Below are 17,230 nucleotides of genomic sequence, written 5' to 3'. Positions count from 1 at the left end.
TAAGCGCGAGGCCACATGATTCTCGTTGGTGAGCTGTCGCTCTGGGTCGCCTTGCTGATGGCGGCCTGGACGACCACCGTGTCGTTCTCCGGGGGCCTGCAGGGGCGCCCCGATCTGGTGAAGAGTGGTGAGCGCGCGCTGTACGCGACGTTCGGCTTCACCCTGCTCGCGTCCCTCGGTTTGTGGACCGCGCTCTTCCTGCACGACTTCTCGATCAAGTTCGTCGCGTCATATACGAGCTCGAATCTCCCCAAGATCTATACGTTCACCGCCTTCTGGGCGGGGCAGTCCGGGTCGATGCTGTTCTGGGCCCTGATTCTGACCACGTATTCGTCCATCGCCGTCTTCACGAATCGCAAGACGAATCGGGCGATGATGCCGTATGTCACCGGCACGCTCGGCATCATCTGTCTGTTCTTCCTGATGACGATGTGCTTCGGCGCCAATCCCTACGAGCGTCTCGACTGGATTCCGCCCGAAGGACGCGGCATGAATCCCCAGCTGCAGAATCCGGGCATGGCGATCCATCCGCCGATGCTCTATCTCGGCCTCGTCGGAACGGCGATCCCCTTCGCCTTCGCGATCGGGGCGCTCGTCACGCGCCAGCTCGATGCGCAGTGGCTGGGCGCTGTGCGCCGGTGGGCGCTGCTTTCGTGGTTCTTCCTCACGATCGGGATCGTGCTCGGTATGTGGTGGGCGTACGTGGAGCTCGGCTGGGCCGGGTACTGGGCGTGGGACGCCGTCGAGAATTCGTCGTTCCTGCCGTGGCTCACGATCACCGCGTTCCTGCACAGCATCATGATTCAGGAAAAGCGCGGTATGCTGCGCAAGTGGAACGTGACGCTGGTGGCGATGTCCTTCCTGCTCACCATCCTCGGCACCTTCATCACGCGCAGCGGCATCATCGAGAGCGTGCATGCCTTCGCGCAGTCGCCCGTCGGTGATTGGTTCCTCTGGTTCCTCATCTTCGCGGCGGTGAGCACGGCCTATCTCGTGTCCACTCGCCTCAACGACCTGCAGGCGAACGCCGAGCTCGAAAGCATGGTGAGCCGCGAGGCGGCGTTCCTGTACAACAACCTCGTACTGATCGGCATCTGCTTCGCCACGCTGTGGGGGGTGCTGTTCCCGATCCTCAGCGAGTGGGTGAAGGGCGACAAGATCACCGTGGGTCCCCCGTTCTTCAACGCGGTGAACGGCCCGCTCGGCCTGCTGCTGCTCGCCCTCACGGGCATCGGGCCGCTCATCGCCTGGCGCCGCGCGTCGGTCACGAACCTCAAGCGCCAGTTCACGTGGCCCGTGGGCGCCGGCGTGGTCACCTTCTCGGTGCTGTTCGCACTGGGCATGCGCGACATGTACGCGCTGGTGTCGTACCTGCTGGCCGGCTTCGTGTTCGGCACGATCATTCAGGAATTCGTGAAGGGCATCGGCGCCCGCCGCCGCATGTATGGTGAAGGACTGTTCAGCGCGTCCATGCGACTCATCGGCCGCAACCGTCGTCGTTACGGCGGCTACATCGTGCACTTCGGGGTCGTCATCCTGTTCTGCGCCTTCGCTGGCCTGATGTTCAAGAAGGACCTCACCGCCACGCTCAAGGCCGGCGAGTCGGTCAAGGCGAAGGATGCGTACGGCAGCGAGTGGGTGTTCACCAGTCAGGGCATCTCGTCGTTCGAACAGCTCAATCGCCGGGTGGTGGCCGCGTCGTTCAGCGTCACGCGCGACGGTCAGAGCATGGGGATCCTGTCGAGCGAGAAGCGGCAGCATGTGAACGCTGCGGGCGAGCCGACGTTCGAGCCCTCCACCGAAGTCGGCATTCTCGAATCGCCGAAGCAGGACGTGTATCTCGTGTTCACCGGTGCGGTCGATCGCGAAACGGCGGCGATTCACATCAACTTCAACCCGCTCGTGTGGTGGGTGTGGTTCGGCGGCATCATCATGGCGTTCGGTGGATTGATCGTGATGTGGCCGCAGGCCGTGCGCGCGGAGCGCGAGGGTGGATACGTGGCCGAGCTGCCCTCGGACTCCATCGGCGCGCTGGTCGGGGCGGGCGCGTGATCCCATCACGCGCGTCGTCGCATGAGGCGGTGATCACGAGTCGTCGGCTGTTCCTCACGCGCGCCGGTTCGGTGGCCGTGGTCGCTGCCGGATCCGTCCTGCTGTCTCGCACGGCGTGGGGGCAGGACGCCGCTGCGCCGCAGCCGGCGACCGCGCCCGGCGGTGAAGCGATGACATCGGATTCTTACAAGCCGGTGGTGCGACCCGCCAAACCGAACGCCGCGAAACAGATGGACGAGAAGCAGCTCGAAGCGTTCGAGCGCAACCTCGCCTGTCCGTGTCCCTGTACGCTCGACATCTACACGTGCCGCACCACCGACTTCAACTGCGGCATCTCTCCGGCCGTGCACGGTGACATTCAGCGGCTGGTCGACGGCGGTTACAGCGCCGATGAAATCATGGCCGCGATGACGCAGACCTACGGCGATTTCATCCTCATGCAGCCGCGCAAGCAGGGCTTCAACCTGCTCGCGTGGTTCGCACCGTTCGCGGCCATGGCCCTCGGCGCCGTCGCGATCGGGGCGTTGCTGCGTGGCTGGCGCCGCAATGCGGATGTGGCCGCGGCCAAGCGCGCCTCGGCGCCGGTGACCATTGACACGTCGATCGATGCGACGCCCGATGAGTTGGCGCGGCTTCAGGCCGCCCTACGGGAGGAGCGCTGATGTCGATCGTGGCGTTGCCGGAAGGGGCCGTGCCGCTGGTGCTGGGCACGGCGCTGGCGCTCGGCGCCCTCACGCTGGTGCTCGCACCGCTCCTCAGTGGTGAGGACGAAGTGCGAGCCGACGACGAAAAGCGAGCGGCCACCGAGGCGGCGCGCCTCAAGGCGGCCCGCGTCAAGCGCGCCGGTCGCGAAGAGGAGCAGTTGGACGGTGCGGTGGCCGCACTCCGTGAAATCGAATTCGACCGCGAAACGGGGAAGCTGTCGGACAGCGACTACGCCGAACTCAAGACGCGGTACACGCGTGAAGCCTTAGCCGAGTTGCGTGCGGCTGATGCGAGAGAAGCCTCGGCGGTTCCGGCAATGGTTGTCGTGCCGGCGGCGCTGAGCCTCGCCGACGCCGCCGACCCGGTGGAGGCGGCAATCCGTCGAGCGCGCGAGAATCAGCGTTCCTGTGGCGTCTGCGGGCCACGGCCCGAGCCCGATGCCACCTACTGCTCGAGCTGTGGGCGGTATCTGCCCGGTGCATGTGCCAAGTGCGGCACCCACGTCGATCTGGTGGGATCGCGCTTCTGCGCCGGCTGCGGCGACCAGCTCGCGGCCGCGTAGCGCCCAGCCGCGCCCAGCCTCAGCCTGTCGTCGCCGCGCGCCGCTTCCCCTTCGGGGTGGGCGGCGCGTCGACGTTGGCCGCCGCCAGCTCCGCGTCGGCCTTCAGTAGCGGGAACGTGGCGCAGCCGACCTTTACCGGGCAGATGCCGCAACGAGGGACGCGGGCCGTGCACACGAGGGCGCCCAGCTCCATCAGCGCCTGATTGTGCGTCCAGGTGCTCTTTCCCGTGCGGGGCAGCAGCTGCTCGGCGATGCGCCACAGTTGCTTGAGCCCGGGCCCCGACTTGGGGTGCAGGTGCGGCGCAAAAACCCGCTGCAGCACACGGGCAACGTTCGTGTCCACCAACGCCGCGCGCTTCTCATACGCGAACGAGGCCACCGCGCCGGCCGTATACGCGCCGACCCCAGGCAGTTCGCGCAGCGCGATCGGTTCGCTCGGGATCACGCCGTCCTGCTCGCTGGTCACGTGCTTCGCCAAGGCGTGCAAATTTCTGGCGCGTGCGTAATACCCCAGCCCCTCCCACGCCTCCATGACCCGCTTCGGTCGCGCGTCAGCAAGCGCATGCAAATCGGGAAAGCGATCGAGAAAGCGCCTGTAGAAGTCGAGGACCCGCGACACCTGCGTCTGCTGGAGCATCAGCTCCGACACCAGGATCCGGTACGGGTCGCGCGTCTGGCGCCAGGGCAGGTCGCGCGAGTGCTTCCGGTACCACGCATGCAGCCGGCGGCGAAAGGCCGTGGCGGTATGGGGCGCGACCGTCAGGTCGATCGGGGCGGAACGTCGTGTGGCCATCGCGCAAGAACCTAGCGGCCGGACCGCCGAAAGCACAAAGCCGGTCGGCGGTCCGTCGCTACGCGCGTTCCGTCGCGTCCAGCCGACGACGCGCCATCATGAGCGGCGCGGCGGTTGCCGCGACGCATGCGGTGGCGGCGATCGCAAACGGCAGCAGCATGTCCGTCGGCGTCCGCGCCCAACCGAAGTGCTCCGCCACCACGTACCGCGCGGCCGGACGACCGGTGAGATAGGCGACGGCACCGATCAATACGATGGCCGTCATCATGAACAGCAGCCCTCCGAACGATGTCGGGATCTGCGCCGCGTTCTCGGTGTCGAATTGCGGATAGAAGGTGCCGTAGCTCAGCGCCAGCGCCGTGAGCGGAAACACCAGCGCCGTGATCGCCGTGAGTGACACGAGGTGCACGAACGGGCGTACGCCGAGCATCAGATTCGTGCATCCCACCAGCACCAGCGCCAGCAGCAGCAAGGGCACGGCGCCAACCCAGAACTTGGCCCACAGCAGGTCCGACATGCGCAATGGGCTGGAGCGCAGCAACCACAGTGCGCGCCCTTCGAGACTGACACTGGGAAACACGAACCGCGCGGCGATCGAGGCGAGCACGAAGCCTGCCAGCGCGAGATTCAGGAACGGAATCACATTACGCAAGAGCGTTGTCATGCCGGCGCCGGACAGCGGTAGGTACCGCACGTTCGCCACGTAGACCACCAACAGGACGGCGAGCATGACCAGCTGCGACCACTGCGTGCTGTCGCGCATGAACACGCGCAGCTCCTTCAGCACCAACTCACGCCGCGTCGTGCCGAGTACCGACAGCATCCGGTCGAGCAACGGTCGTCCCGTGCGCAACTTGGCCCGGGAGTTCGCCCCTTCCTGCGCCATGCTGTAGGCCCGATGCCACCCGCGACCGTGCAACAGCTGGCCCACGAGGATCAACACCGACGCCACGCCCCACAGGCGCAACAACGGCGACCACACACTGCGTCCGTCGAGGAACTTGACGATCGATTCTGCCACCCACTCGCTCGGCAGCCACGGTGACGACGGCGTGTCGAGCGCCGCGATGAACTGCATGAACGTCTGAAAGCCTTCTGGCCGGGCCAACTGCTCGGGGCGCGCAGCCCGGAACAGCAGGACGAGCCCGCACACGGCCATCGCCGTGATCACGCTCAGGAGATCGCGTGTGCGCCGCGCCGGAAACACGTTCACCAGCAGCAGCGTGACGGTCGATCCCGCCGCCGCCGGGATCAGCAGAAACGGGACCAGCACCGCGATCGCGAAGAGCACGAACGACGCGTTGGCCTTGTAGGCCACGCCGTACGCGGCCACCAGCGGAATCAGCAGCAGCGCTACCATCCAGCTCGAGTGCAGCGCCGTTTCCAGCAGACGCGCGCGATACAACGCCCCGGCGCGAATCGGTGCGGCCGCCAGCTGGTCGAGATCGCGGGCAAGAAAGAAGTTCGAGAGGGCCGCGATCGTATTCGAGAGCAACAGAATCGACCCGAACGACAGCAGGATCATCGACAGCAGCTTCGCCGCGAGCAGGGCACCGATGTCCTCGGCGCCGCGGAAGTAGCGCAGCAGCTTGAGCGAGATCGCGAACGCGGCCAGCCAGAACAGTGCGCCGAGCGTCGACACCACGAGCAGGCGACGAACGTCTCCCTTCTCATGCCGCCGCATGCGGTGTCGCGCCATCTGCCACTTGGGCTCCAGCAGCTGCCACGCCGTGGTGGCCGGCAGCGGGGCGGCCTCAGGCATCCAGCACCTCGACCAGCTCGCGCGCCACATGGTCGCCGGTGAGTCGCAGGAAGATGTCTTCCAGCGCATCGTCGTGACCCGTGCTCCGTCGCAGCTCCTCCATCGTACCGCACGCCACCAATTCGCCCTGCTGCATGATGCCGATGCGGTCACACATGCCCTCGGCAATCTCCAGCGTGTGGGTCGACATCATGACCGTGTGACCACGACGCGTGTATTCGCGGAACAGATCCTTCAGGATCTTTGACGACTTCGGGTCGAGTCCCACCATGGGCTCGTCCACGACGATCACCGCCGGCCGGTGTACGAAGGCGCTGGCGATGATCAGCTTCTGGCGCATTCCATGACTGTAGCTCTCCACGAGTTCGTCGCGCCATGCGTCCAGATCGAACAGCGCCAGCAACTCCTGCCCGCGCTTCTCGACATCGGGGCCCTGTTCGCCGTAGAGCCCAGCGCTGAACCGCAGAAACTCGATGCCGGTGAGCTTCTCGTAGATGAATGGGCGGTCGGGGATGAACCCCAGCGCCTTCTTGGCTGCCAGCGGATCGACCCGCAAGTCGTGGCCCGCGATCCGCACCGAGCCGGAGGTCGGCTGCAGGATGCCGGCGATCATGCGCATGGTGGTCGTCTTCCCGGCCCCGTTCGGTCCCAGAAAGCCGAAGAGTTCTCCGGCGGGTACCACGAGGTCGAGCGAGCGGACGGCCGTGAACGACCCATAGCGCTTGCAGAGTGAACTGATCTCAATCATGTCCGGAGGACGATCAGATAGCACCCCGGCGCAACTTCTTCGCCGCCGCGCGCGCGCCGCCCCCCGGGAGCGTTACGCCACGGGCCCCAATTCGCACGGCGGCGGGGTTGTCTTGCTCGTCCGGCCCCCGCACCTTCAGGAACTATGCCCGAACCGGTCCGTCCGTCCGATGCGCTCGTGGTGCGCGGTGCCCGCGAGCACAACCTCCGCAACATCAGCGTCACCATTCCGCGCGACAAGCTGACCGTCGTCACCGGCTTGTCTGGGTCCGGGAAATCGTCGCTCGCCTTCGACACGATCTACGCCGAAGGGCAGCGACGCTATGTCGAGTCCCTCTCCGCGTACGCGCGACAGTTCCTGGGGCTCATGGAGAAGCCCGATGTCGACGCCATCGAGGGGCTCTCACCGGCCATCTCCATTGAGCAGAAATCGGCCGGGCACAATCCGCGTTCCACGGTCGGCACGGTCACCGAAGTCTACGACTATTTGCGCTTGCTCTACGCGCGCACCGGCACGCCGCATTGCCCGAATTGCGGGCGCGCCGTGCAACGGCAGAGCCCGACACAGATCGCCGAAATGGTGCTCGCCTGGCCGGACGGTACGCGCTTGGAGATCCGCGCGCCGCTGGTGCAGGAACGCAAGGGTGAATTCAAGGAGCTGTTCGAGAGCGCGCGCAAGCAGGGCTTCGTGCGTGCCGTGGTCGATGGCGATCTCATTGAGCTCGCCGATCCGCCAAAGCTCAACCGGCGTCTGAATCACTCCGTGTCCGTCGTGGTCGATCGCTTGGTCGTGCGCACCGAGGATCGCGGCCGGATCACGGATTCAGTGGAAACGGCACTGCGGCTGGCCGATGGCCTCGCCGAAGTCGTCCGCTATGACGGGTCGGAGCCGGTCACCGAGATGTTCTCGGAGCGCTACGGCTGCGCGGCCTGCGGCATTTCCATGCCCGAGCTCGAGCCGCGTCACTTCTCGTTCAACTCGCCGTTCGGTGCGTGCGAGATGTGCAGCGGCTTGGGTACCACGCGTACCGTGAGCGAAGAGCTCATCCTCGGAGACCCCAGCATCTCGATCCTCGAGGGCGTGGTGTTGCCATGGGGCGAGCCTGACGGCTATATGCGGAAGGTGATTCTGCCGGGTCTCGCCAAGCAGCTCGGCTTCGATCTCCACCGTCCGTGGGGAGAGCTTCCCGCCAAGGTGCGTCAGCAGTTGCTGCACGGCGTTGGTGACGCGCCGCCGCGTGCGCGCAAGGCGGTCAAGAAGGCGGTGAAGGGCGCGGCCGCCAAGACCGCCGCCAAGTCCGCGGCCAAGGCCGCAGCGGAGAGCACGTGGGAAGGCATCGTCTCCCACGTGCAGCGTCGTTACGACGAGAGCAGCTCCGACGGTGTCCGTCTCGAGCTCGAATCCTTCATGGTCGCCGGGCCGTGCCCAGCGTGCGAAGGCCGGCGGCTACGTCCCGAATCGCTGTCGGTCACCGTGCACGGTCTCAACATCGGTGAAGTCGTCGAGCGCAGCGTGGTGGATTCACTGGCGTTCTTCGACACGGTGCCGGTGCGCAGCGCGGGTCATCCCGGTCTCGATCCCGGCATCGCCGGGCCGATTCTCAAGGAAGTGCGCGAGCGGCTGCGCTTTCTGGTCGACGTCGGACTCGACTACCTCACGCTCAATCGCAGTGCCGAGTCGCTCTCCGGCGGCGAAGCCCAGCGTATCCGGTTGGCCACACAGATCGGGTCGCGTCTGGTTGGTGTGCTGTACATCCTCGACGAACCCAGCATCGGGCTGCATCAGCGTGATAACGGCCGCCTGCTCGCCACGCTCAAGCAGCTGCGCGACCTCGGGAACACCGTCATCGTCGTCGAACACGACGAGGAAACCATTCGGGATGCCGACTATCTCATCGATCTCGGGCCCGGTGCCGGCAAGCATGGCGGCGAAGTCATCGCGGCGGGATCGGTGCAGGATGTGATCGATACCCCCGCGTCGATCACGGGACAGTATCTGCGCGGCACCCGTTCCATCGAGGTGCCACGGCAGCGCCGTCCGCGCGATGCGGCTCGCCTGCTCACCGTGCAGGGCGCGCGCGAACACAACCTGCGCGATGTCACCGCCGAGTTCCCGCTTGGCCTGTTCGTCGCGGTCACGGGCGTCTCCGGATCGGGCAAGTCCACGCTCGTCACCGACATTCTCCAGCGCACCCTGTCGCGTCACTTCTTCCGGGCGCGCGTGCTCCCCGGTGCGCATACGCGCATCACCGGTCTCGAGCATCTCGACAAGATCATCGACATCGACCAGAGCCCGATCGGCCGGACGCCACGATCGAATCCGGCAACGTACACTGGCATCTTCACGCCCGTGCGCGAACTGTTCGCGGAGCTGCCGGAGTCCAAGATCCGCGGCTACGGTCCCGGACGGTTCTCGTTCAACGTGAAGGGCGGGCGCTGCGAAAGCTGTCAGGGCGATGGCCTCGTGAAGATCGAGATGCACTTCCTCCCCGACGTCTTCGTGCCCTGTGACGTCTGCAAGGGCAAGCGATTCAATCGCGAGACCATGGAAGTGCATTTTCGTGGGCGCAGCATCGCCGAGATCCTCGACCTCACCGTCGAGGAGGCGTGCACCGTGTTCGAGAATCAGCCGCGCATTCTGCAGAAACTCGAAACGCTGCGCGATGTCGGGTTGGGGTACATCCACCTTGGGCAGAGCGCGACGACGCTCTCCGGTGGCGAAGCGCAGCGCGTGAAGCTGGCCACCGAGCTCTCGAAGCGCGATACCGGACGGACGCTGTATATCCTCGATGAGCCGACCACCGGCTTGCACTTCGAAGACGTGCGCGTGCTGTTGGGCGTGCTGCACAAGCTGGTCGATCGCGGCAACACGGTACTGGTCATCGAACACAATCTCGACGTGATCAAGACCGCCGACTGGATCGTCGATCTCGGTCCCGAAGGTGGCGTGCGCGGCGGAACCCTTGTGGCACAGGGCACACCGGAGGAAGTCGCCCGCGTGAAGGAGAGTCACACGGGTCGATATCTGGCGCCGATGCTCGCCACTCGGTAACGGGGACACGGACGGCTTTCTGTTGTCCCATGTGGACGGCAGGTACATTCCGAGCATGGTCTCTCTTCTCGATATCATCGGTCCCGTCATGGTCGGACCGAGCAGCTCACATACCGCAGGCGCGTGCCGTCTGGGGTTGCTCGCACGGTGCCTGGTCGGTGGCACGCCGGAAACGGCACACATCGAACTGCACGGCTCGTTCGCCCGCACCGGCGAGGGCCACGGAACCGACAAGGCGATCGTGGGTGGTCTCATGGGCTTCCGCCCCGATGACGAACGCTTGCGAACGGCGCTCGACATCATGGAGCGCGAGGGGCTCGCCTATCAGTTCGAAAAGACCTCACTCGGCGACGACGCGCACCCCAACACGGTGCGCATCTCCCTCGGGCGCGGTGGTCGCACGGCGCAGATGGTCGGTGCGTCGCTCGGTGCCGGTCGGGTGCTCGTCACCGAGATCGACGGGTATCCGGTGGAGATTCCCGGCAACCTGCACACGATCGTGCTGGTGGCCGAAGACGTGAAGGGCTCCGTGGCCCGCATTGCCGGCATTCTCGCCGAGGCGAACTGCAACATTGCCACCCTCAAGCTCTCGCGGAAGGAACGCGGCGGTGATGCCTTCATGGTGATTGAAGTCGATGAGCAACCGGACGAGTCCGTGCGCGATGCCATCCGCGCACTCGCGTGGGTGAAGTGGGCGTTCCGTCTCGACAAGGTGGGTGCCTGATGTATCGAGCCCTGGCCGATGCCATTCGCGACGCGGAAGCGCGCGGTGTCACGCTGTCGCAGGTCGCCCTCGAGGTGGAGGCGAAGGATCAGGGGCGCACCGTCGAGAGTATCCGCGAGGCGTTGCGTCGGGCGCTGGTGGTGATGCGCGAGGCCGTCGACCGTGGCATGGTCGGCGATCTCAAGTCGTCGTCGGGCCTGGTGGGCGGTGACGCCGCGAAACTGCGCACTGGCCCCGATGGTCCGCTCGCCAACACGGCCTTCCGTGACGTGCTGGCGCGTGCCATCGCGGTGCAGGAAGTGAACGCGGCCATGGGGGTCATTGTCGCGGCACCCACCGCCGGTGGTGCCGGGGTGCTGCCGGCGGTTCTCACCGGGATCGCCAAGGCGCAGGGCATCGACGACGAGCGGATCATCGACGCGCTCGCGACGGCCGGACTGATCGGGGCCGTCGTGGCGGAACGGGCATCGCTGTCCGGTGCCGAGGGGGGCTGTCAGGCCGAAACCGGGGCCGCCGCCGGCATGGCGGCCGGCGCCGCCGTGGAGATGCTGGGCGGCTCGCCGCGGCAGGTCGGACACGCCACGGCGCTGGCACAGCAGGGGACGCTCGGGCTCGTGTGCGATCCGCTGGGCGGGCTCGTGGAACTGCCCTGCGTGTTCCGCAATGCGACCGGAGCCGCGATCGCCATGGCCGCGATCGAAATGGCCATGGCCGGGATCGAGTTCGCCATTCCCGCCGACGAAGTGATCGACACGATGGGCGAGATCGGGGCCAACATGGACGTCCGCTATCGCGAGACCGCCGGGGGGGGACTCGCGGCCACGCCGACGGGTCGTCGGCTCGCCAAGGAACGCCTGTACGAGATCAAGCGCGCCGGTGGCTGAGCGTACGCACGCCATGTTGCTCGCCCTACTGCTCGCGATGACGAGCGGTTGTGGCGGCCGCACGGCGGAGAACGCGGCGTGGTCGGCGACCGACGAGGCCGCGACGGCGACCAGCGCGCCGCCGCTCGGCGACCTGGTCCGGTCCGGGCAGTTCGGCGACCGGAGACTCACCGAAGCGTCCGGCGTCGTGGCGAGCACGACGGAGCCCGGAGTGTTCTGGTCGCAAAACGATAGCGGCCATGCGGCCATGCTCTTCGCGTACGATTCAACCGGTACGCCGCGCGGCGCCGTGCAGGTGCGCGATGCCGACAACACTGACTGGGAAGCGATCGCGATCGGACCGTGCCCCGACGGCGAATGTCTCTATATCGGAGACGTCGGCGACAACGCGGCCCGGCGGGCCGACGTGCGGGTGTGGCGTGTCCCAACGCCGATCGCCACCGCGCGCGTCACGGAATCCGCCGCGTCGCGCCGCATCGTGTACGCCGACGGCGCCCGCGATGTCGAAGCGATGTGGGTCGCACCCGATACCAGCATGTGGTTCGCCACGAAGCGGCCGCAGGTCGATGCGACGGGCAGGCCGAGGCCGTCGCAGCTGTATCGCGTCCCGGCGTCCGCATGGTCGAGCGGTTCCACCGCCACGGTCACCGCGGAGCTGGCCGACTCACTGCCGATCGTGCCCCTCGCGTCCCGCTCACGTGATTGGGTCACCGACGCCTCGCTCTCCGCGATCATGGCCGATGGCCGACGCCGGCTGGCGATTCTGACCTATGGCTCGGTGTATGTCTTTGACGCCGACCCGCTCACCGGGAAACCCGGCGCGCCCACGGCGCACTGCGTCGTTCCGCCAGAGCTACGACAGGCCGAGGGGATCAGTTGGCTTCCCGACGGGCGGCTGACGCTCGCCAACGAGGGGCGCGGTGCCAGCCTCTATCGGGGATCCTGTCCGTAGTGGGGTGGATGCCGGTCTGCCCTTCCGTCCAGATGATGCGACGGCCGTACTCCCTCGCTACAATTCCGCATCCCCGGCGAAACGAACGCGCGGGCGCTGCCGTACGGACCGATATCCGAACCTCAAGGAATCGAACATGGTCACGCGAGAAGACATCGAGGCGTTCCTCGATCGACTGAGTGCCGACGGCGCCTCCCATCAGGAACTCGAGCCCGGGCTGTGGCTCGTGCGTCCCAGCGGCGCGCTGGAATTCGACGTGGTGGTCACGCATAATCCGCCCGTTGTCCTGCTGCGGGTCAAGGTGATGCCACTCCCGGCTGATCCCTCCGACCAAGCCGCGCTCAATCGGCGGCTGCTCGAGCTCAATGCCAGCGACTTGCTGCACGGCTCATACGGCATCGATCAGAACAACGTCGTGCTGACCGAAGCCCTCGAACTCGCGCATCTCGACTTCGAGGAGTTCCTCGCGTCATACGAAAGCATGACTCTTTCGCTCACATCGCATCTGCGTGAGCTGGCCGCCTTCCGCGAGGCTCGCTGAACCATGGGTATCTTCGACCGTCTGTCGACTCTCATCAAGTCGAATCTGAATGAACTCATCTCCTCGGCGGAAAACCCCGAGAAGATGCTCAATCAGATCATCGTCGACATGCGCAACCAGCTGGCCAAGGCCAAGCAGCAGGTCGCCGCGTCCATCGCCGACGAAAAGCGCCTCAAGGATCAGGCCGATGCGGAATTCAAGCTGGCCGACGAATGGGAGCGTCGCGCGATGCTCGCCGTGCAGGAGGGACGTGACGACCTCGCGAAGCAGGCGCTGCTTCGTGGGCAGGAGCATCTCGAGCATGGCCAGCAGCTCGCCAGCACGTGGGAAACGCACCGCATGGAAACGGAGAAGCTCAAGCAGTCCCTCCGTGACCTGAACGACAAGATCGAAGAGGCGAAGCGCAAGAAGAATCTGCTGCTCGCCCGGCAGCGTCGGGCGGAGGCGCAGGCGCGCATTTCGCAGACGATGTCCGGTCTGTCCGACAACTCGGCCTTCGATGCCTTCAACCGCATGGAAGAGAAGATCACGGCCAACGAACGGCAGCTGCAGGCCGCTCAGGAAATCGACGAGGAATTCAGCGGCGATCGTCTCGCGGGAGAGTTCAAGCAACTCGAACGTGCGTCGGGCGGCGTGAACGCCGACCAGCAACTGCTCCAGCTCAAGCAGCGCATGGGCATGCTGGCGGCTGGCGCGCCCGCCGCGTCGCGGCAGCTCGCGGCCGGTGTCACCGAGGCGGCGGCCCCGGCCGCGCCGGCCCAGTTGGCGGCCGGTCCCGATGCCGCCGCTGCTGCTGCGGCGGCCGCGGAACAGGCGAAGACCGGGGACGCGGCGTTGATCGCCGAAATCGAGCGGCTCAGCGGGATTCAGCCGAGGTCGTGATTCGGCGGTAGATTCCGGTTCTCCCTTCCGGTCGCCAACGGCGGCTCCCTTCCGGGGGCCGCCGTTGGCGTAGTCGCCCTCCCCACATCATGGCTCTGTCGCGTCGCTTTCTGATCCTCGCCGAAGGCAGCTTCGGTCCGCTCAGCTCCAAGACCGCCAACGCCTGCATCCGCTACGTGCCGGACGAGGTGGCCGCCGTACTCGATAGCGCTGCGGCCGGTCGCACGGCACAGGAGGTGCTCGGTTTCGGCGGCACCATTCCAGTCGTAGCTGACTTCTCGTCGGGGATGATGCATCGGCCGAATGCGCTGCTCATCGGTATTGCCCCCGCCGGTGGCCAGTTCCCCGATGCCTGGCGTTCCATCGTGTCCGAGGCGCTTCGCGCCGGACTCGATGTCTGGAGTGGCCTCCACACCATGCTCGGTGACGACCCGGAGTTCGCCGCGCTGGCCGCCGCCGCGGGGGCGACGATCCGCGATCTGCGTCGGGCGCCGGCCGGCCTCGAGGTGGCCGCGGGCCGCATCCGCGACATCGACGCCACGATCGTCCTGACCGTCGGCACCGACTGTAACATCGGGAAGATGACGGCGCAGCTGCAGGTGCAGTCGTCGGTGCGGCAGCTCGGCCATCGCGTGAATTTCGCGGCCACCGGTCAGACCGGTATTTTGGTGGAGGGGCGCGGTATCGCGGTCGATGCCGTCATCGCCGACTTCATCGCCGGTGCCGCCGAGTCGCTCACGATCGAGGCCGCCGAAGGGGCGGACATCGTGCTGGTGGAAGGGCAGGGATCGCTCATTCATCCCGCCTACTCCGGCGTGACGCTCGGGCTGATGCACGGCGCCCTTCCGCATGCGATGGTGCTCTGCGCACAGCCCTCGCGCACCACGATCCATCGCAATCCGTGGGTGCCGATTCCGTCGCTCAGCGAGATGATTCGGTTGTATGAAGCGGCGATGGAACCCCTCCGCTCGTCACCGGTGATCGCGATCGCGCTGAACACCTTTGATCTCGATGACCGTGAAGCGCGCAAGGCGATCGAGCGCGTACGCGCCGAAACCGGCCTTCCCGCGACGGATCCCGTGCGCTACGAACCGCTCGTCATCGCGGAAGCCATCGCCGCGATTCACGTGGATCGCCTGGCGGAACGCGCGGTTTAGGTTAGACCCGCAACGTTTGGGTGACACGTGATGGGCGGCACGGCCACATCGTGTCGCCCATGATCAAATCACGACTTCTCTCGGTGGCGCACACGAGCGCCGAAATCTCGGCCGGCATTCCCGGCCGCTGCGCCGTCAGCGTCCGGGTGCTCGACAACGTCACCCTGCGCATTCACGCCGGCGAACTCGTGCTGGTGCACGCGCCTGAGTCGCTGGCCCAGGCCATGCTGCTTGCGGCGCTGGCGGGGCGCGAGCACTCCCCACGCCATCGGTACGTCCGTTCACTGCGCGATTCCGCACCGGGACTGCGCATCCGTCGCGCGGCGCTGCATGTGCTCGCCGTGCCGGACATCATGTTCGGCTGGCACGAGGCGCGCGTGGACGCGACGGCGCCCGCCTCGCGCACCCTCTACCTGCTGCGCGCCTCACGCGACGGCGCCATCACCCGGCGTGACGCGGCGGAATGGCGGCGATGGGGACGACAAGCGCACGAACGCCTTGACGGCATCGTGATCGCCTGTCCGCCCGTGGCGTCGCGTCCGGGTGACGACCCTCGCCAGCCAGCGGGATCGTCCGCGCACGAACCACGCGCCTCGTACGTCCTCGACGACCCGTGGCCGCGGTCCTCTACCATGCGTACCCTCGAACTGCGAGCGGGGCGCCTGCACATAGTCAGGACGCCCCGCCGATACCGCGCCAACGCCGAGCGACTTACTGTTGCCCCAGCGCCGCACCCGTGGTGCTCGGCCGGTAGTGGCGACGCTCACGCGCCGACCGCTTTCCGTCCATGGCCCAGAGCGTCGACTGAATCATGATGCCCCGCATGCGACGCGTGTGCTCCGGCGCCGGCACCGTGTACGACGTGCCCACGTTCGCTGGCGCCGGCGCGCTCGGCTCGCCGACGTACTGGCCCTGCCACGTGCCCAGCTTCACCAGGCCGTCGGGCTTCTGCATGATGAACACACGACCCACCACCGGCTCGCCGTTGATGATCGTCTGACCCGTCACCGGATCCACCGGCCACGTGCCAGCCGGCTGCGCCGCCGGCGCAGCAGCCGTGGTGGGCGACGGGGTGTGCATCACCGGCATCCCCTCCGGCATCGCCATCGAGGCGGCCACAATCGAGCTGTCGACGCGCATGGAGTCCGGCATTGTCGAGTCGACCACCGCGGGCGCGGCGGCCGACGGTGGGGTCGGAGCCGGCGGCGGGGTGGTCTGCTGACCACTCTGACTGCGTGCCGCCATGGCGACCGCCACGAGGGCGCCGATGCCGACAACAGTGGAAACGCGCGAGAGCACGCGCGGGCGATCCTGGCGAGGCTTCATGGAAACGGTCCGGGTGGAAGTGGGGGAACAACACGGGTGAATTACCTTCTACATTCAACGAACGCAAGAAATTGCCGGGAGATCCCAGCGGGCGATCCCGGCTGGCACCCCACACGCACCACGCTGCCTTCACGCCGATGCCCGAATTCCGCCTGTACAACACGCTCGCGCGCCGCGTCGAGCCGTTCGCACCTGCCGACGGACAGACGGTGCGCATGTACACGTGTGGACCGACAGTCTACAACCCGGCGCACCTCGGCAACTTCCGCACGTTCCTGTTCGAGGATCTGCTGCGGCGTGTGATTCGACTGGCCGGCTGGCAGGTCGAACAGGTCATGAACCTGACCGATGTCGACGACAAGATCATCCGGAAGGCGGCCGCGACCGGTACGAGCATTCTTGAGGTAACGGAGCCCTTCACCGAGCTCTTTCACCGAGACCGGCAGTACCTGCGCATTGAAGACGCCGAGCGTTACCCGAAGGCCACCGAGCACATTCCGGAAATGATTGCGCTCGTGGAGCGTCTCGTCGCCAACCACGTGGCGTATATCGCCGAGGATGGCTCGGTATACTTCGCGATCGATCGCTTCCCCGACTACGGCAAGTTGTCGCAGCTCGACAAGCGGGAGATCCGCGCTGGCGCGCGGGTGGCGCAAGACGAGTACGCCAAGGAAAACGCGCAGGACTTCGCGCTCTGGAAGGCCGCCAAGCCCGAAGACGAAGCCACCGGCGCCGCCTGGGATTCACCATGGGGGCGCGGACGCCCCGGTTGGCATCTCGAGTGCTCCGCGATGGCCATGAAATACCTTGGCGAGACCTTCGACCTTCATGCCGGCGGTATCGATCTCATTTTCCCGCACCATGAAGACGAGATCGCGCAGTCGGAAGCCGCCACCGGCAAACCGTTCGCGCGTTGCTGGTGTCATGGTGAGTTCCTGCTCACCGACGGCGCCAAGATGGCCAAGCGGGTCGGCAACGTGGCCAACGTGGTCGAGATGCGCGATCAGGGCATCAGTGGCACCGTATATCGCCACTTCGTCTTCAATGCGCATTATCGGAAGCAGCTGAATCTGGGCGACGATTCGCTCGAG

General features: G+C 66.5%; 16 protein-coding genes. 12 read left to right on the top strand and 4 right to left on the bottom strand.

Annotated features, from left to right (window positions below; genetic code table 11):
* Positions 1 to 15: 15 nt before the first annotated feature.
* The 3 genes from ACIRA7_RS07145 to ACIRA7_RS07135 are packed head-to-tail and all read left to right on the top strand — an operon-like array spanning position 16 to position 3,319.
* Positions 16 to 2,052: a heme lyase CcmF/NrfE family subunit gene (locus ACIRA7_RS07145; protein ID WP_396220161.1), complete on the top strand. Its 2,037-nt coding sequence runs from the start codon at positions 16 to 18 to the stop codon at positions 2,050 to 2,052.
* The gene (locus ACIRA7_RS07140; protein WP_396220160.1) at positions 2,049 to 2,714 is read left to right on the top strand and encodes a cytochrome c-type biogenesis protein CcmH; all 666 of its coding nucleotides are present in this window, start codon (positions 2,049 to 2,051) and stop codon (positions 2,712 to 2,714) included. Before ACIRA7_RS07145 ends, ACIRA7_RS07140 begins: the two co-directional genes overlap by 4 nt.
* A complete protein-coding gene (locus ACIRA7_RS07135) occupies positions 2,714 to 3,319 on the top strand; it encodes a zinc ribbon domain-containing protein (protein WP_396220159.1) in 606 nt (201 codons plus the stop codon). The genes ACIRA7_RS07140 and ACIRA7_RS07135 overlap by 1 nt, the downstream gene beginning before the upstream one ends.
* Positions 3,320 to 3,338: 19 nt before the next feature.
* On the opposite strand, the gene ACIRA7_RS07130 is transcribed toward ACIRA7_RS07135, so the two are convergent.
* From ACIRA7_RS07130 to ACIRA7_RS07120, 3 genes are read right to left on the bottom strand one after another with little or no spacing between them, the layout of a single operon-like run.
* Positions 3,339 to 4,112, bottom strand: a complete 774-nt coding sequence (locus ACIRA7_RS07130; protein ID WP_396220158.1) for an A/G-specific adenine glycosylase — start codon at positions 4,110 to 4,112, stop codon at positions 3,339 to 3,341.
* Positions 4,113 to 4,170: 58 nt separating this feature from the next.
* Entirely contained in the window at positions 4,171 to 5,874 is a 1,704-nt protein-coding gene (locus ACIRA7_RS07125; RefSeq protein ID WP_396220157.1) for a hypothetical protein, read from the bottom strand.
* On the bottom strand, positions 5,867 to 6,622 hold the full coding sequence (locus ACIRA7_RS07120; RefSeq protein ID WP_396220156.1) for an ABC transporter ATP-binding protein: 756 nt from the start codon (positions 6,620 to 6,622) through the stop codon (positions 5,867 to 5,869). The genes ACIRA7_RS07125 and ACIRA7_RS07120 overlap by 8 nt, the downstream gene beginning before the upstream one ends.
* Before the next feature lie 144 nt (positions 6,623 to 6,766).
* Between ACIRA7_RS07120 and uvrA the strand changes: the two genes are divergently transcribed.
* The 8 genes from uvrA to ACIRA7_RS07080 all read left to right on the top strand — a co-directional run bounded on the left by uvrA (position 6,767) and on the right by ACIRA7_RS07080 (position 15,628).
* On the top strand, positions 6,767 to 9,673 hold the full coding sequence (gene uvrA / locus ACIRA7_RS07115) for an excinuclease ABC subunit UvrA (protein ID WP_396220155.1): 2,907 nt from the start codon (positions 6,767 to 6,769) through the stop codon (positions 9,671 to 9,673).
* Positions 9,674 to 9,728: 55 nt separating this feature from the next.
* Complete coding sequence (gene sdaAB, locus ACIRA7_RS07110; protein ID WP_396220154.1) at positions 9,729 to 10,397, top strand: L-serine ammonia-lyase, iron-sulfur-dependent subunit beta; 669 nt, start codon at positions 9,729 to 9,731, stop codon at positions 10,395 to 10,397.
* Positions 10,397 to 11,281 carry an L-serine ammonia-lyase, iron-sulfur-dependent, subunit alpha gene (sdaAA, locus tag ACIRA7_RS07105; protein WP_396220153.1) on the top strand — a complete coding sequence of 295 codons (885 nt, stop codon included), beginning with the start codon at positions 10,397 to 10,399 and terminating at the stop codon, positions 11,279 to 11,281. Before sdaAB ends, sdaAA begins: the two co-directional genes overlap by 1 nt.
* Positions 11,274 to 12,233 (top strand): hypothetical protein, encoded by a 960-nt coding sequence (locus ACIRA7_RS07100; protein ID WP_396220152.1) that lies wholly within the window; start codon positions 11,274 to 11,276, stop codon positions 12,231 to 12,233. Before sdaAA ends, ACIRA7_RS07100 begins: the two co-directional genes overlap by 8 nt.
* Before the next feature lie 136 nt (positions 12,234 to 12,369).
* Positions 12,370 to 12,774: a YbjN domain-containing protein gene (locus tag ACIRA7_RS07095; RefSeq protein WP_396220151.1), complete on the top strand. Its 405-nt coding sequence runs from the start codon at positions 12,370 to 12,372 to the stop codon at positions 12,772 to 12,774.
* A 3-nt stretch (positions 12,775 to 12,777) separates the two neighbouring features.
* Positions 12,778 to 13,656: a PspA/IM30 family protein gene (locus tag ACIRA7_RS07090; RefSeq protein WP_396220150.1), complete on the top strand. Its 879-nt coding sequence runs from the start codon at positions 12,778 to 12,780 to the stop codon at positions 13,654 to 13,656.
* Positions 13,657 to 13,745: 89 nt separating this feature from the next.
* Positions 13,746 to 14,813: a DUF1611 domain-containing protein gene (locus tag ACIRA7_RS07085; RefSeq protein WP_396220149.1), complete on the top strand. Its 1,068-nt coding sequence runs from the start codon at positions 13,746 to 13,748 to the stop codon at positions 14,811 to 14,813.
* 59 nt (positions 14,814 to 14,872) lie between these two features.
* A complete protein-coding gene (locus ACIRA7_RS07080; protein WP_396220148.1) occupies positions 14,873 to 15,628 on the top strand; it encodes a hypothetical protein in 756 nt (251 codons plus the stop codon).
* Here the strand turns inward: ACIRA7_RS07080 and ACIRA7_RS07075 are convergent.
* On the bottom strand, positions 15,525 to 16,139 hold the full coding sequence (locus ACIRA7_RS07075) for a hypothetical protein (RefSeq protein ID WP_396220147.1): 615 nt from the start codon (positions 16,137 to 16,139) through the stop codon (positions 15,525 to 15,527). The two genes, ACIRA7_RS07080 and ACIRA7_RS07075, sit on opposite strands and share 104 nt — an antisense overlap.
* Positions 16,140 to 16,276: 137 nt before the next feature.
* Between ACIRA7_RS07075 and cysS the strand changes: the two genes are divergently transcribed.
* The coding region (gene cysS / locus ACIRA7_RS07070) for a cysteine--tRNA ligase (protein ID WP_396220146.1) at positions 16,277 to 17,230 on the top strand (954 nt) is incomplete at its 3' end.

Source organism: Gemmatimonas sp., assembly GCF_044376735.1.
Lineage (GTDB): Bacteria > Gemmatimonadota > Gemmatimonadetes > Gemmatimonadales > Gemmatimonadaceae > Gemmatimonas.
The sequence above is the reverse complement of the archived record's forward strand: the minus strand, read 5'-3'. Positions and strand labels throughout refer to the sequence as shown.